The 14,191-nt window shown below is 70.2% G+C and carries 13 protein-coding genes; 9 read left to right on the top strand and 4 right to left on the bottom strand.

All coding sequences use genetic code 11. From position 1 onward, the window contains the following. Positions 1-6: 6 nt before the first annotated feature. Complete coding sequence (argS, locus tag IWX63_RS00780) at positions 7-1,647, bottom strand: arginine--tRNA ligase (protein WP_199276254.1); 1,641 nt, start codon at positions 1,645-1,647, stop codon at positions 7-9. Positions 1,648-1,863: 216 nt separating this feature from the next. Between argS and IWX63_RS00785 the strand changes: the two genes are divergently transcribed. The 8 genes from IWX63_RS00785 (at position 1,864) to IWX63_RS00820 (ending at position 10,512) form a co-directional block, all read left to right on the top strand. Beyond that, positions 1,864-2,385 carry an FMN-binding protein gene (locus IWX63_RS00785; RefSeq protein ID WP_334685518.1) on the top strand — a complete coding sequence of 174 codons (522 nt, stop codon included), beginning with the start codon at positions 1,864-1,866 and terminating at the stop codon, positions 2,383-2,385. A 10-nt stretch (positions 2,386-2,395) separates the two neighbouring features. Then, positions 2,396-3,256: an FAD:protein FMN transferase gene (locus tag IWX63_RS00790; RefSeq protein ID WP_199276255.1), complete on the top strand. Its 861-nt coding sequence runs from the start codon at positions 2,396-2,398 to the stop codon at positions 3,254-3,256. After that, positions 3,253-4,764 carry an FAD-dependent oxidoreductase gene (locus IWX63_RS00795; RefSeq protein ID WP_199276256.1) on the top strand — a complete coding sequence of 504 codons (1,512 nt, stop codon included), beginning with the start codon at positions 3,253-3,255 and terminating at the stop codon, positions 4,762-4,764. Before IWX63_RS00790 ends, IWX63_RS00795 begins: the two co-directional genes overlap by 4 nt. 101 nt (positions 4,765-4,865) lie before the next feature. Then, positions 4,866-5,261: a VOC family protein gene (locus IWX63_RS00800; protein ID WP_199276257.1), complete on the top strand. Its 396-nt coding sequence runs from the start codon at positions 4,866-4,868 to the stop codon at positions 5,259-5,261. A 280-nt stretch (positions 5,262-5,541) separates the two neighbouring features. After that, on the top strand, positions 5,542-6,300 hold the full coding sequence (locus IWX63_RS00805; RefSeq protein ID WP_199276502.1) for a LamB/YcsF family protein: 759 nt from the start codon (positions 5,542-5,544) through the stop codon (positions 6,298-6,300). Beyond that, entirely contained in the window at positions 6,297-8,024 is a 1,728-nt protein-coding gene (locus tag IWX63_RS00810) for a 5-oxoprolinase/urea amidolyase family protein (protein WP_199276258.1), read from the top strand. The genes IWX63_RS00805 and IWX63_RS00810 overlap by 4 nt, the downstream gene beginning before the upstream one ends. Before the next feature lie 5 nt (positions 8,025-8,029). Then, a complete protein-coding gene (locus tag IWX63_RS00815; protein ID WP_199276259.1) occupies positions 8,030-9,787 on the top strand; it encodes an acetyl/propionyl/methylcrotonyl-CoA carboxylase subunit alpha in 1,758 nt (585 codons plus the stop codon). 32 nt (positions 9,788-9,819) lie between these two features. Beyond that, positions 9,820-10,512, top strand: a complete 693-nt coding sequence (locus tag IWX63_RS00820; protein ID WP_199276260.1) for a GntR family transcriptional regulator — start codon at positions 9,820-9,822, stop codon at positions 10,510-10,512. A 24-nt stretch (positions 10,513-10,536) separates the two neighbouring features. On the opposite strand, the gene IWX63_RS00825 is transcribed toward IWX63_RS00820, so the two are convergent. The 3 genes from IWX63_RS00825 to IWX63_RS00835 all read right to left on the bottom strand — a co-directional run bounded on the left by IWX63_RS00825 (position 10,537) and on the right by IWX63_RS00835 (position 13,801). Then, positions 10,537-11,322, bottom strand: a complete 786-nt coding sequence (locus IWX63_RS00825; protein WP_199276261.1) for a putative hydro-lyase — start codon at positions 11,320-11,322, stop codon at positions 10,537-10,539. A 17-nt stretch (positions 11,323-11,339) separates the two neighbouring features. Next, positions 11,340-12,557: an NRAMP family divalent metal transporter gene (locus IWX63_RS00830; protein WP_199276262.1), complete on the bottom strand. Its 1,218-nt coding sequence runs from the start codon at positions 12,555-12,557 to the stop codon at positions 11,340-11,342. Between the two features lie 254 nt (positions 12,558-12,811). Further along, positions 12,812-13,801, bottom strand: a complete 990-nt coding sequence (locus tag IWX63_RS00835) for an NAD(P)-dependent alcohol dehydrogenase (RefSeq protein ID WP_334685519.1) — start codon at positions 13,799-13,801, stop codon at positions 12,812-12,814. A 58-nt stretch (positions 13,802-13,859) separates the two neighbouring features. Here IWX63_RS00835 and IWX63_RS00840 point away from each other — a divergent pair, with 58 nt between their 5' ends. Continuing rightward, on the top strand, positions 13,860-14,150 hold the full coding sequence (locus IWX63_RS00840; protein WP_199276263.1) for an SDR family NAD(P)-dependent oxidoreductase: 291 nt from the start codon (positions 13,860-13,862) through the stop codon (positions 14,148-14,150). Positions 14,151-14,191 lie beyond the last annotated feature (41 nt).

A 14,191-nucleotide genomic window follows, 5' to 3' on the forward strand; every position in this document is an offset into this window, starting at 1 on the left:
CCACCATCACATCCGCTCCGGCGCGGAGACGCCGAGGAGGTCGAGGCCGTTGGCCAGGACCTGCTGCGTGGCGTTGTTCAGCCACAGGCGGGAGCGGTGCACGTCCTCGACGGGCGCGTCGCCGAGCGGGGCGACGCGGCAGGCGTCGTACCAGCGGTGGTAGGTCCCGGCGATCACCTCGAGGTGGCGGGCCACGCGGTGCGGCTCGCGGAAGGTCGCGGCCTGCGCCACGACGCCGGGGAACTGGCCGAGGGCGGCCAGCAGCTCGCCCTCCGTGGGGTGGTTCAGCGACGCGGCGTCGAACGAGCTGGTGTCCACTCCCGCCGAGACGGCGTTGCGGGCGACGGCGTGGGTCCGGGCGTGCGCGTACTGCACGTAGAACACGGGGTTCTCGTTGGTGTTCTTCTTCAGCAGCTCCGGGTCGATGGACATGGCCGAATCGGCCGGCGAGCGCCCCAGGGAGTACCGCAGCGCGTCCGTGCCCAGCCACTCGAGCAGATCACGCAGCTCGATGATGTTGCCGGCGCGCTTGGAGAGCCTGGCTCCGTTGACGGACACCATCTGACCGATCAGGACCTGGATGTTCTGTTCCATGTCGTCGCCCGCACAGGCGGCGATGGCCTTCAGGCGGCCGATATAGCCGTGGTGGTCCGCCCCGAGGAGGTAGATCTTCTCCGGGAAGCCGCGGTCCTTCTTGGAGAGGTAGTAAGCGGCGTCGGACGCGAAATAGGTGGGTTCACCGTTCGCCCTGATGAGGACACGGTCCTTGTCGTCGCCGAAGTCGGTCGTCCGGAGCCAGACAGCGCCGTCCTCGTCGAAGACGTGCCCCTGCTCCCGCAGGCGGTCGACCGCCTGCTCCACGGCACCGCCGTCGTGCAGCGCCGACTCGGAGAAGAACACGTCGAAGTGGACGCCGAAGTCCGTCAGCGTCTCCTTGATATCCGCCATCTGCGCCTCGTAGGCAAGCGCCCTGACGATCGGGAGGGAGGTGTCGTCGGCAAGGTCCGCCACCTCGGGGCGGGCGGCGAGCACCGTTCGACCGAGCTCGGCGATGTACTCGCCGGGGTAGCCGCCCTCGGGCGTCGGGCGGCCCTTGATGGTCGCGAGGACCGAGGCCGCGAAGTTGTTCATCTGCGTGCCGGCGTCGTTGATGTAGTACTCGGTCGTGACCTCCGCGCCGCTCGCCCGGAGGACGCGGGCGATGGAGTCGCCGAGGGCGGCCCAGCGGGTGTGGGCCAGGTGCAACGGACCCGTCGGATTCGCGGACACGAACTCCATGTTGACGGTGTGTCCCGCGAGCGCCTCGTTGGTGCCGTACGCAGGGCCCGCCTCGACGATCGTGCGGGCGAGCTCACCGGCCGCTCCGGCGTCGAGCGTGATGTTGAGGAAGCCCGGGCCGGCGATGTCCACGCTCTTCACGCCCTCGATGCCGGCGAGGCGTTCGCTGAGGATCTGGGCGAAGTCGCGCGGATTCATCCCCGCCTTCTTGCCGAGCTGCAGGGCGATGTTCGTGGCCCAGTCGCCGTGCTCACGGTTCTTCGGTCGCTCGACCCGCACCTCCGAGGGGAGCTCGATCGTGAAGTCACCGGCCTCGACGGCGGCCTTCAGGCATGCGGAAATAGCGGCAGAGAGTTCTTCGGGAGTCACCCGTCCAGCATAGCGGCGCGGCCCCGACCGCTCGGATTTTCGTGACGCGGGTCAAGTGTCCGCGGAACCCTGCGCGGAAACCGTCCGCAGCGGCCGCGGAAACGAATGGACCTGTAGAGCGTTGGGCTGACCACAGATGTTAGTTTCAGGTTCAATGATCTCGACGGTTCGGATGTCCGCCCCGTCTCGTCGCGGCACCCCGACAGGAGCACCCCAGTGACCGGAACAGACCCAATCCGAAGCACCGCACGCGCGGCAGCCGACACACCCGGCTTTCCCCGCCACAAGAGGGTCCTCACGGCACTCGCTGCCGTGTCGATCCTCGGTGCCGCAGGCTGTGCCGGCGCCGATGCCGAGGAACCCGCCTCGCCGCCGGCATCCGAGCAGCCGGCGGCCGGCACCTCGGCCGAGGCGCCCGCGGCCGGCGGATCCGTCGGCGAGGCCTACAAGGACGGCACCTACACCGGGACGGGCAGCTACCAGTCCCCGGCCGGGCAGGAGGAGGTGGGCGTGACGCTCACCCTCGAGGCCGACGTCGTCACCGCCGTCGAGGTGGAGCCGATGCCCGACAACCCCACCACCACCGAGTACCAGGGCCGCTTCGCGGGCGGGATCTCGGATGCGGTCGTCGGGAAGAAGCTGGACGAACTCTCCGTGGACAAGGTGGCCGGCTCGTCCCTGACGAGCGGCGGGTTCAACGACGCCCTGGGCAAGATCAAGAGCGAAGCGCAGCTCTAGGCGGGCCGGCGTGGCGGACTCCTTCAGCTTCGAGGCGATCGGCGTCGGCTGGCGCGTGGATACCGGCGCGCCGGTGGAGCCCCACCAGCGGGCACGGCTGCTGCACCTCGCCGAGGAGTACGACGCGACCTACTCGCGGTTCCGGGCCGACTCGGGGGTGACGGCGCTCGCCGCTGCCGGCGGCTCGCTGCCCCTCCCGCCCCACGGCGCGGAGCTCGGGCGCCTGCTGCGCTCGCTGTACGAGGTCACGGGCGGTGGCGTCTCACCGCTCGTCGGTGATCCGCTCGCTGCGCTGGGCTACGACGCCGGCTACTCCCTGATTCCCGCGAGGGCGCCTGCCCCGGCCCGGGCCTGGGACGACATCCTGACCTGGACGGACGACGGCGTGACGCTGCGCGAACCGGCGATCCTGGACATCGGCGCCGCCGGCAAGGGTCAGCTCGTGGACCTCATGCTGGAGTATCTGCTCACGGAGGGTCACCGGGACGTGATCGTCGATGGCAGCGGGGACATGCGCCGGGCCGCCGAGGGCACCATCACCGTCGCCCTCGAGCACCCCTACGACCCGTCCTCGGCGATCGGGGCCGTGCGCCTGGCCACCGGTGCATTGTGCGCGTCCGCCTCGAACCGCCGAGCGTGGGGCGACGGCCTGCACCACGTCCTCGACGCGCGGACCGGCCGGAGCGTGGACACCGTCGTCGCGACCTGGGCCCTCGCAGCGGACGCCATGACCGCCGACGGCCTGTGCACCGCCCTGTTCCTCACCGATCCCGCGGACCTCGCGGGGACCTTCGAGTTCGACTACGTCCTGATGTACTCGGATGGACGCGCCCGCTATTCCGCACCCCTCGCAGGAGCCCTGTTCTCATGACCGCAGCACTCGACGGCCTCCTGGGCCGCATGACCATGTACCGGCTGACGCTGACCCTGCTGCTGATCCTGACGGTCGAAGCGCTGATCCTCTCCGTGGCCGGCCTCCTCGCCTTCACCCCCGCCGAGATCGGCGGAACCCTGGTGGCCGCCGTGGGCGGCACGATCATCGGCACCCGGCTCATGGCGCTGATCCTCCGGTTGCGGCCCCACAGCGAGTCCTCCCTCATCACAGGGCTGATCCTGTTCCTGATCATGTTCCCGTCGGGCACGGGGGCCGGGCTCGGGGGCATCCTCGCGGCGGGGGTAGCCGCCGGCGCCTCGAAGTTCCTCCTGGCCGTCCGGGGACGCCATGTGTTCAATCCTGCGGCGACGGGCGCGGTGGTCGCCTCCCTGCTCGGGGTGGGGGTTGCCGGGTGGTGGGTCGCGAACGCCTACATGCTCCCCGTCGTCGTCGTCGGCGGTGCTCTCCTGCTCTACCGGACGCGGAAGCTGTCCATGGCGGCCGTGTTCCTCGTGGTCGCCGTCGGCATCCTGCTCTACGGCCTGGTGCAGAACGGGATGATGCCCGGAGCGGGCCTCCAGCTGATCCTCACCTCGTATCCCGTCCTGTTCCTGCTCGGCTTCATGATGACCGAACCGCTGACCCTGCCGCCGCTGCGGTGGCAGCAGTGGCTCGTCGCCGCCGTCGTGGGCGTGGTGGTCGCCCTCCAGCCGTCCATCGGTCCGGTCTTCCTCGGTCCGGAATTCGCCCTCGTCCTCGGCAACGCGGTCGCCTTCGCCCTGGGGCAGCGCCGGGGTGTCAGGCTCTCCTTCGCGGGGAGGCGGCAGCTGACCCCGACCAGCACGGAGCTCGTCTTCGACACGGAGCGGCCAGTCCGGTTCCGCGCGGGCCAGTACATGGAGCTGGACCTGCCGCACCGCGGGGCGGACGGCCGCGGCAGCCGCCGGGTCTTCAGCATCACCTCCCCGCCCCAGCGCCGTACCGCCGTGACCTTCGGTCTGCGCACGGCGGAGCCGGGCAGTTCCTTCAAGAACGCCCTCCTCGACCTCCCGGACAACGCACGCATCACGGGAACGCTCGTCGGGGGCGATTTCCACCTCCCCCGCGATCCGGCCGTCCCGCTGCTGCTGGTCGCCGGCGGCATCGGCGTGACGCCGTTCATCAGCCAGCTCCGCGACCTCGCAGAGCGCGGCGAGCGGCGCGACGTCGTCCTCGTCTATGCGGTCCGCAGCGAGCAGGAGATCGCCTTCCGCGACGAGCTCACGGGCCTCGCGACGCGCGTCGTGCTGTTCATGCCGACCTCCGGCGATGCCCCGGCTCTTCCCGGTGGGTGGATCCTCGCGGGGGCCGAGCCGACGGCGGATTCCCTCCTCGCCGTGGTGCCGGACCTTCCGCGGCGGAAGGTCTTCATCTCGGGGTCCCCCTCGTTCATCGGCCGCCTGCGTGCAGAGGTGCGCACGGCGGGCGTCTCGCGCGTGAGGACGGACGCCTTCCTTGGGTATTGAACCGGTGGCCCCCGACCGATCTGTCCGGGGCCTGTTCCGTGCTCGCGATGCGGCATACTCTGGGCCGACCACGAAGTGGCCGGTCGGAGAGAGGATGCGCCATGAAGATAGCCCTGACGAGCCTGTTCGTCGACGACCAGCGGGAGGCGCTCGCCTTCTACACTGACGTGCTCGGTTTCGTGAAGCGCCAGGACATCCCTCTCGGCATGCATTCCTGGCTCACGGTGGTGTCCCCCGAATCGCCCGACGGACCCGAGCTGCTCCTGGAACCGTCCAGTCATCCGGCCGTCAAGCCGTACCGGGACGCCCTCGTCCATGACGGCATCCCCCTGGCCCAGTTCGCGGTCGGGGACGTCGAGGCCGAGTACACCCGGCTGACCGGCAGGGGTGTGGTCTTCACCCAGCCGCCGCTCGACATCGGCGCAGCCGTGGTGGCGATCTTCGATGACACGTGCGGCAACCTCATCCAGCTCATGGAACCGAAGCCGGACGAGTGACCGCTCCCGGCCCCCGTGCCGGTCTTCGCCACCTCCGCGCATGAGGGGTCGCGTTGCGGGGGTGGTCCTGCGTGTCCTCGCCGCCTGCACCCTCCCAGGATGTGGATCCGGGTCCGACTCCTGCTCCGGCTGGGCGGGGCCGTCGACGCCCCCGGTGGTCGACCCCGGCGCACGCGGCCGCGGCAGCGTGCCGTTCGGGAAATCCGGAACCCCAAATTGTTGAACAATCCGATGAACTCGGGCATCCTAGAGGAACCACTCAGGAGAGACGAGGATCACAATAGTGCACATCGACCTCAACAGCGACGTCGGCGAATCGTTCGGCAACTGGACCATGGGGGACGACGCCGCGATCTTCCGCTCCGTCTCCAGCGCCAATGTCGCGTGCGGCTTCCATGCGGGAGAACCGTCCACTATCGCGCAGACCTGCCGTGCTGCAGTGGCCGCGGGTGTGACGATCGGCGCGCACGTCGGCTACCGGGACCTGGCCGGGTTCGGCCGCCGCTTCATCGACTGCTCCCCCACCGAACTGGCCGACGACGTGCTCTACCAGATCGGCGCCCTCGATGCGATCTCCCGGGCGGCCGGCGGGACGATCAAGTACGTCAAACCCCACGGTGCCCTCTACAACACCATCGTCGCCCACGAGGTCCAGGCCCAGGCCGTGGTGGATGCCGTCAAAGCGTTCGGCGGCGACCTCCCGTTGCTGCTGCTCCCCGGCTCCGTGGCCCTGAAGGCCGCGGAGAAGGCAGGCCTCCGCGGGGTGGCCGAAGCCTTCGCGGACCGGGCCTACAACCCGGACGGAACCCTGGTGTCCCGCCGCGAACCCGGCGCCGTCCTCCACGACGAGGACGAGGTCTCCGCCAATATGGTCCGCCTCGCCAACGATGGAGTCATCATCGCCCGCGACGGCACGACCATCTGGACCACGGCCGAGAGCATCTGCCTCCACGGCGACACCACCGGTGCGGTGTCCATGTCCGCCGCTGTCCGCCGCGACCTCGTGGCCGCGGGTGTCGACATCCGGAGTTTCGTGTGACCCCTCCCGAGATTCGCTGGGCCGGGCCGCGCGCCCTCCTGATCCAGCTCGAATCGCTCGAGTCGGTCCTCACCGTGCACGCGCACCTGCAGCAGCACCCGCTCAGTGGGCAGGTCGACGTGCTGGCCGCAGCCCGGACCGTCCTGGCCGTCTTCGATTCCGGCACCAACGCCCGCGCCGCCCGCGCCGCCGTCGCGGGCCTGGACACGGCGCCCGGGCAGGGCACGGCTGCGGCCGGTGATCCGGTGCGGATCGACGTGGTGTACGACGGCGACGACCTCGCCGAGGTGGGTCGCCTCACCGGCCTCGACCCCGACGGCGTCATCGCCGCGCACACCGGCCAGCTGTGGACCGCGGCATTCGGCGGTTTCGCCCCGGGGTTCGCCTACCTGGTCGGGGAGAACGAGTCGCTGACGGTCCCCCGTCGCACCACGCCGCGCACCGCAGTCCCCGCCGGGGCGGTGGCGCTGGCCGGCAACTTCTCGGCCGTCTATCCGCGCCGCTCACCCGGCGGCTGGCAGCTCATCGGGCGGACCGCGTCCCGGCTGTGGGACCTGGACCGGGATCAGCCGGCCCTCCTCAGACCCGGGACCGCTGTGCAGTATGTGGCCGTCCGGGAGTCGGTCACGGTGGGTGACCGCGCCGAAGGCCCGGACGCCGAGGCGTCGGGAAGAATCCCGCACCCCTCGGCGGGGCAGGGCCACGCCCTGGAGATCCTCGCCCCGGGACCGCAGTCGCTCATCCAAGACCTGGGTCGGCCCGGCCTCGGCGACGTGGGCGTCTCCAAAGCCGGTGCCGCCGATACCGCGAGCGCCCGGCAAGCCAACCGGCTGGTCGGGAACGCGCCCGGTGACGCAGTCATCGAGACGATCCTCGGCGGCCTCACCGTCAAAGCCCGGGGTGAACTCACCGTCGCGTTGACCGGCGCGCTCACGCCCGCCGGGATCAGCGGTGACGCCGCCGCACGTCCGGCCCCCATGTGCTCACCGTTCGCCCTGCACGACGGCGAGACCCTCCACCTCGACCTGCCCGACGCCGGGCTGCGCACCTATCTGGCGATCCGCGGCGGAATCGACGTGCCGGAGGTGCTGGGCAGCCGTTCGACCGACGTGATGTCGGGGATCGGTCCGGCCCCCCTCGCCGCGGGAACCGTGCTGCCGATCGGCGCGATCGACCAGGGCCGCACGGTCGGTGCCGCCGAGCCCTCGACGCTTCCCGACGCCGTCCGGTCGGGGCGGCAGGAACCGGTGGTCCTCCGCATCACGGGTGGTCCCCGCCACGACTGGTTCACCGACGAGTCCTGCAGGGCGCTCACAGACCAGGGCTGGACCGTGACAGCCGAATCGAACCGGATCGGGGTCCGCCTCGCTCTCGGTGACCGGGACGACGCATCACCGGAGACCACAGGAGGCACGGCGGGCACACCCACGAAGACGACCGGCAAGCCGCTGGAACGCCTCACCCCCGACGAGCTGCCCAGCGAAGGGGTCGTGGCCGGATCGTTGCAGGTGCCGCCCTCGGGACTGCCCGTGCTCTTCCTCGCCGATCATCCGGTGACCGGTGGGTATCCGGTGATCGGCGTCGTCGTCCCCGAGGACCTGAGCGTCGCCGCCCAGCTGGCGCCCGGAACCCGGTTGCAGTTCCGGACGGTGGATCCCGAAAGCCTGCAGCCGATCGCACGGCCACACCAGCACCCGCTCGCCACCCGAAGCTCCGGAAAGTAGCAGCCATGAAGAAGGTCCTGATCGCCAACCGCGGCGAAATCGCCGTCCGCATCGCCCGCGCGTGCACCGATGCGGAGCTCACCTCGGTCGCCGTGTACTCCGACCCCGACGCCGATGCCCTCCACGTCCGCCGCAGCGACGAAGCCTACGCCCTGGGCGGATCGGCCGGCGCCGACACATACCTCGACATGGACAAGCTGCTTGCCATCGCCGTCCGGGCCGGCGCCGACGCCGTCCACCCCGGCTACGGCTTCCTCTCCGAGAACGCCGACTTCGCGCAGGCCGTGCAGGACGCGGGGCTCACCTGGATCGGCCCCTCGCCCGCCGCGATCCGGAGCCTGGGCAACAAGGTCACGGCCCGCGAGATCGCGGTCAAGGTGGGCGCCCCGCTGGTCCCCGGGTCCGACGGGCCGGTCGCCGACGCCGAAGAAGTCCGGGCGTTCGCAGAACAGTACGGCGTCCCCGTCGCCATCAAGGCCGCTTACGGGGGCGGCGGTCGGGGGCTGAAGATCGCCTACCGGATGGAAGACATCGACGACGCGTTCGACTCCGCGGTCCGCGAGGCCACCGTCGCGTTCGGCCGCGGCGAATGCTTCGTCGAACGGTTCCTGGACAAGCCCCGACACGTCGAGGCGCAGGTCCTCGCGGATACGCACGGGAACGTCGTCGTCGTCGGCACCCGCGACTGCTCCCTGCAGCGCCGCAACCAGAAGCTGGTCGAGGAAGCCCCCGCGCCGTTCCTGACCGACGACCAGCGCACCCGCATCCACGAGTCGGCCCGCGCGATCTGCCGCGAGGCCGGCTACACCAGTGCCGGCACCGTCGAGTACCTGGTGGCGCCCGACGGCGTGATCTCCTTCCTGGAGGTCAACACCCGCCTGCAGGTGGAGCACCCGGTGACCGAGGCGACGTCGGGCATCGACCTGGTCCGTGAACAGTTCCGCATCGCCGCCGGTTTGAGCGTCAGCATCACCGAGGACCCCGCACCGCAGGGGCACGCCATCGAATTCAGGCTCAACGCCGAGGACGCCGGCCGCGGGTTCCTGCCCTCCCCCGGCCCGGTCGAGGTGTTCGAGGCTCCCACCGGTGCCGGTATCCGCGTCGACACCGGGGTGCGCTCCGGCTCCAGCGTCCCCGCCGAGTACGACTCCCTGATGGCAAAACTCATCGTCCACGGCGAGGACCGGCCGCAGGCGCTCCGCCGGGCCCGCGCCGCCCTCGACGAACTGCGGATCGAAGGCCTCCCCACGGTGGTCCCCTTCCACCGCGCGGTGGTCCGGGACCCCGACTTCACCGACCCCGACCGGCTCGGGGTCTACACCACGTGGATCGAATCGGCGTTCGCCGGGCGCCTGGACGCCGCCCTCTCGAGCGGGGCAGCGGGGCGACTGGCCCGGCGGGAGACCCTGACCGTGGAGATCGACGGCAAAGCCGTGCAGCTGGGGCTCCCCGCCGAGGTCTTCGCAGCGCTGATGACCGGCAGAGGCACCGGCGGCGGCGCCGCTGTCGTGCCGTCCGCCGCCACGACAGCGGACGACGACGGCACCGTCACCGCCTCGATGGGCGGCACCCTGGTGAAGTGGCTGGCCGATGATGCCGCCGCCATCCGCGCGGGACAGCCCGTCGCGGTGCTCGAGGCGATGAAGATGGAGACCGAAGTCCTGTCGAAGGTGGCCGGGACGTTCCAGCGGGGCGGGCAGGAGCCGGGTGCCGCCGTCGCACGCGGCGAGGTGCTGGGCGAAGTCCTGGGCGCGGTGGGCTAGCATCGGTTCGAGATGAGGGTTGGGGAAAGACCATGACGATACAGGCAGCGGCGGAGCTCGACAGTGCGACGGCGGGGACGGCCGAGCACGCACACACGACGGCATGGATCGCCACCGTGCTGCGGGGTCGCATCGCCGCCGGGGAGCTCACGCCCGGGTCGAAGCTGTCGGAACAGGCGCTGTCGACGGCGCTCGGCGTCTCCCGCAACACGCTGCGCGAGGCATTCTCCACACTCGCGGGCGAATCGATGGTCACCCGGATCCCCAATCGCGGCGTGTTCGTGGCCTCCCCCGGGGTCGAGGAGGTGCGCGAGATCTACCGTGTGCGCCGGATGATCGAACCCGCCGCGGCACTGTGGGGCGAGGTCACCCCCGAGGTGCTCGACACCATGGAGGCCATCGTCCAGCGTGCCCAGGCGGCGCGCGACGCCGGAGCGGTCGCCGCCATGGCCGACGCCAACCAGGCGCTGCACAGCGCCGTGGTCGGCCTGACCGGAAGCGAATCGCTGCGGACGCTGATGGACCGTGTGCTCGCCGAGATGCGCCTCGTGTTCCATGCCATGGCCTCGGCCCCGGACTTCCACAGCCACTACGTGGACCGCAATGTGCAGCTCGTCGAGCGGCTCCGGGCCGGGCACCGTGAAGAGGCGGCCTCGGGACTGCGCGCCTATCTGGACTCCGCCGAGGCCGAGCTCCTGGGCCGCCTCGCCGACGAGACCGGCTAGGACCGACCTCACCGCCCGGTACGGCTAGGGCACCAGGTAGTCGCTGTCCCGGGCATCGGTGATGAGCATGTGCCCCGGCGCGTGACCGATGGCCAGCGGTGGCCGGGACTGCATCACGGCCGCCTGCGGGGTCACCCCGCAGGCCCAGAAGACCGGCAGGTGCCCCTCGGGAATCCTCACGGCGTCACCGAAGTCCGGCGAGTCCAGGTGGATCCCCAGTTCCTCCGGATTGCCCACGTGCACCGGCGCGCCATGGACGGCCGGATAGCGGGAGGTGATGCGGACGGCGTCGGCCACCTGGGCGGCCGGGACCGGGCGCATCGACACCACCAGCGGACCGGACATGGCACCGGCGGGAGCGGCCTCCCGATTCGTCCGGTACATCGGCACGTTCACCCCCTGGTCGAGGTGTGCGATCCTGACGCCGCCGTCCTGCAGCGCGGACTCGAAGGTGAAGGAACACCCGAACAGGAACGTCACCAGGTCATCGCGCCAGTGGGCCCTGACGTCGGTGGGCTCGTCCACCAGCACGCCGTCGTGGTAGACCGTGTACTTCGGGACGTCCGTCCGGATGTCGCCGCCGGCCAGCAACGGCCCGGAGGTCTCACCCGGCTCCAGCACTCCGAGGATCGGGCACGGCTTGGGATTGCGCTGGGCGAAGAGCAACAGATCGAAGGCCTGCTCCCGCGGGATCGACAGCACGTTCACCTGCGCGTAGCCGCGGGACCAGCCCGACGTCGGCGTCACCAGTCCGGCACGGAAGGCGGCTCGCGCGTCGGCGGGCAGCACCGCCGACGGGTCGGTGGGCATTCCTCGGGACGCCGTCCTCAGCCCCATAGCTTCGCCAGCCCGGTGAGTGAGGTGTAGCCGAGGAACAGGGTCAGGAACCAGGTGATGACACCGACGATCAGCAGCCACGTGGGGTAGGCATACCCGTGCATCAGGTCGCGGCGGCGCCAGGCGACGAAGAGGAGCACGCCGAAGCCGACCGGCAGGATCAGGCCGTTGAATGCACCGGCGAAGATCAGCAGTTCCTGGGGCGCCTGCCCCAGGAAGAGGTAGGCCACGGCACATCCGGCGATGAACGCGACCGTGATGAGGTTCCGCTTGCGTTCCGGCGTCTTCGACGTGGTGATGAAGGAGACCGAGGTGAACGCGGCACCGATCACCGAGGTGATCGCGGCGGCCCAGAGGACGATGCCGAAGACCCGCATACCGATCTCGCCGGCCGCGATGCCGAAGGCCTCGGCGGCCATGTTGTCGCTGGTCAGCACCGCGCCGCCGGCGACGACGCCGAAGATCGCCAGGAACAGCAGCACCCGCATCAGTCCCGTGACCAGGATGCCGATCACCGAGCTGCGGGTGATTTCGTGGACGTTGTCCGGGCCGGTGACCCCGGAGTCGAGCATGCGGTGGGCGCCGGCGTAGGTGATGTACCCGCCGACGGTGCCGCCGACCAGGGTGGTGATGATGAGGAAGTCGATCTGTTCGGGGAGGACCGCGTTCTTGAGCGCCTCACCGACGGGCGGGGCCGCGACGATGGCCACATAGATCATCAGAAGAATCATGATCGCACCGAGGAACACCACGATGCGATCCAGCGCCATGCCGGCTTTCTTGCTGACGAAGATCATGATGGCGATGCCTGCCGAGATGGCGCCGCCGATCTTGGGCTCGATGCCGAGCATCGCGTTGGCGCCGAGCCCGGTGCCGGCGATGTTGCCGATGTTGAAGACCACACCGCCGATGAAGACGAGTCCGGCGAGGAACCAGCCGACGCCGGGAAGGACCTTGTTGCCGAGCTCGTGGGCGCGGAGTCCGGAGACTCCGATGACGCGCCAGACGTTCATCTGGACGGCGACGTCGATGAGGATCGAGGCCAGGATGGCGAACGCGAACGCGGCACCGATCTGGGCGGTGAACACGGTGGTCTGGGTGATGAAGCCCGGCCCGATGGCGCTCGTGGCCATGAGGAACATGGCCCCCAGCAGCGCGGTACGCCGAGCGGAGGAGCTCAGCTTCGGTTTGTTCTCGGTATCTGCCATGGGCCCGTCCGTTACATCAAGGTGACTGGAGTCACATCCTGTGGTGGGGACGACCCTACAGGTTGTTGAACAATCGGCGCAAGGTATTGTTCAACAACTTCTCGCCGGGCGGTGACTACCCCGCAGCGGCAACGGGTGAGTCGTCGGATGCCCTGGAGGTGCGGCCCCACGGGCCCGCCAGGACGAATCCGCGCCCGCCACTCCCCGCCTGGACGGGGGCGCCTGCCGAGGCGTCCTCGGTGATCCGAGCAAGGTCAGGGGATGACGACCACCTTGCCGAGCGCATGCCCGCTGCCGACATAGGTCAGGGCCTCAGATACCTCGTCGAGCGGGTAGGTGCGGTCGATACGGATGCGGAGATCACCGTCGATGCACCGCTGGGCGACGGGCTCGAAGTGCGCTGGGCCCTGCCTGACCGCGAGGACCCCGAGCCGCTGTCCGGAGAGCAGGCCCAGAGCGGCCCCGAGGGTGAGGATCTGCACCAGCGTTCGCACGTTTCCACCCACGCAGAGATATCGGCCGCCGCGAGTCAGCGCCCTCCGGTAGGCGAAGGCGGACCGATGAGCGACGAGATCGAGCACCAGGTCGTACGGCTCGAGTCTGGTGAAGTCCTGACGGCGGTAATCGACGACTTCGTCGGCCCCGAGGGTCCGCATGAACTCGAGCTTGCGGGCGTTGTCCACGCCGGTCACATGCGCGCCGGCGAGCCTCGCGAGCTGGATCGCGAACGACCCCGAACCGCCGCCCGCCCCGTTGATCAGCACGCGCTGCCCGCGATGTGCGCGTGCGGTTCCCTGGAGGGCGATGGCACCCGCCTGGGGTAGCGTCGAAGCCTCCACGAAGGTGAGCTCATGCGGCTTGTGTGCGAGCGCTGCTTCGGGAATCACCGCGTACTCGGCGAATCCGCCCTTGAGCCCCAGGTTGTCCCCGTACACCTCATCGCCCCGCCGGAACCGGGTGACGTCCCCGCCGACGGCCGTCACGCGCCCAGCGATGTCGGAGCCGAGCACCCGGCGGGCCGGGGTGCGCAGCCCGCCGAGCCGCGCGTACATCGGGTTACCGCGAAGCCCCTCCCAATCAGAGAGATTGACCGACGTCGCGGCAACCTCGACGAGCACCTCAGTCGCTTTCGGCGACGGCACCGGGACCTCCGCCGGTCTCAGCACGTCAGGCGGGCCATAGCGCTCGTACACGACCGCCCTCATGAGGCTCTGCCGTGCGTTGGCCCACTCGGAACGGATCATGCGCGTCAGGATACGCCGCCGATCAAGTGTCCGCGCCCGTCGTCGTCAGGGGCAACACTTGATTTCTTCCCCTCCGGGAGTCCCCAGGACTGCTCAGTTCGCCGGCACATCCGCCCTGGTCACGGGAGCAGGCTCCGGCCTGGGCGCCGAATCCGCTCGAGTCCTTGCCGCGCGCAGCGCTGACCCGGTCCTGGTCGCGCGGCGCGTGGATCGGCTGGAAGGGCTTGCCCGGGACATGGAAGCACGGCACGGCATCACGGCAGGGCTTCCCGGTGCCGAGCTGAGCGACCCGGCCTGGTGGGGTCGGGTGAGGGCGTTCACCGACGCGGAGGAAAGCCTCCGTGCGTAGCTTCACCGTGGCGTCGCCAGCCCACAGTGCTCACCGGGCAG

This window comes from Arthrobacter sp. CAN_A2, from assembly GCF_015752045.1.
Lineage (GTDB): Bacteria > Actinomycetota > Actinomycetes > Actinomycetales > Micrococcaceae > Arthrobacter_D.

Excerpts from the sequence above, each read along its gene's own strand:
- IWX63_RS00830 (WP_199276262.1), bottom strand. The coding sequence starts at position 12,557 with ATGGCAGATACCGAGAACAAACCGAAGCTGAGCTCCTCCGCTCGGCGT.
- IWX63_RS00795 (WP_199276256.1), top strand. The coding sequence starts at position 3,253 with ATGACCGCAGCACTCGACGGCCTCCTGGGCCGCATGACCATGTACCGG.
- IWX63_RS00800 (WP_199276257.1), top strand. The coding sequence starts at position 4,866 with ATGAAGATAGCCCTGACGAGCCTGTTCGTCGACGACCAGCGGGAGGCG.
- IWX63_RS00815 (WP_199276259.1), top strand. The coding sequence starts at position 8,030 with ATGAAGAAGGTCCTGATCGCCAACCGCGGCGAAATCGCCGTCCGCATC.
- IWX63_RS00820 (WP_199276260.1), top strand. The coding sequence starts at position 9,820 with ATGACGATACAGGCAGCGGCGGAGCTCGACAGTGCGACGGCGGGGACG.
- IWX63_RS00835 (WP_334685519.1), bottom strand. The coding sequence starts at position 13,801 with ATGATCCGTTCCGAGTGGGCCAACGCACGGCAGAGCCTCATGAGGGCG.
- IWX63_RS00825 (WP_199276261.1), bottom strand. The coding sequence starts at position 11,322 with ATGCCCACCGACCCGTCGGCGGTGCTGCCCGCCGACGCGCGAGCCGCC.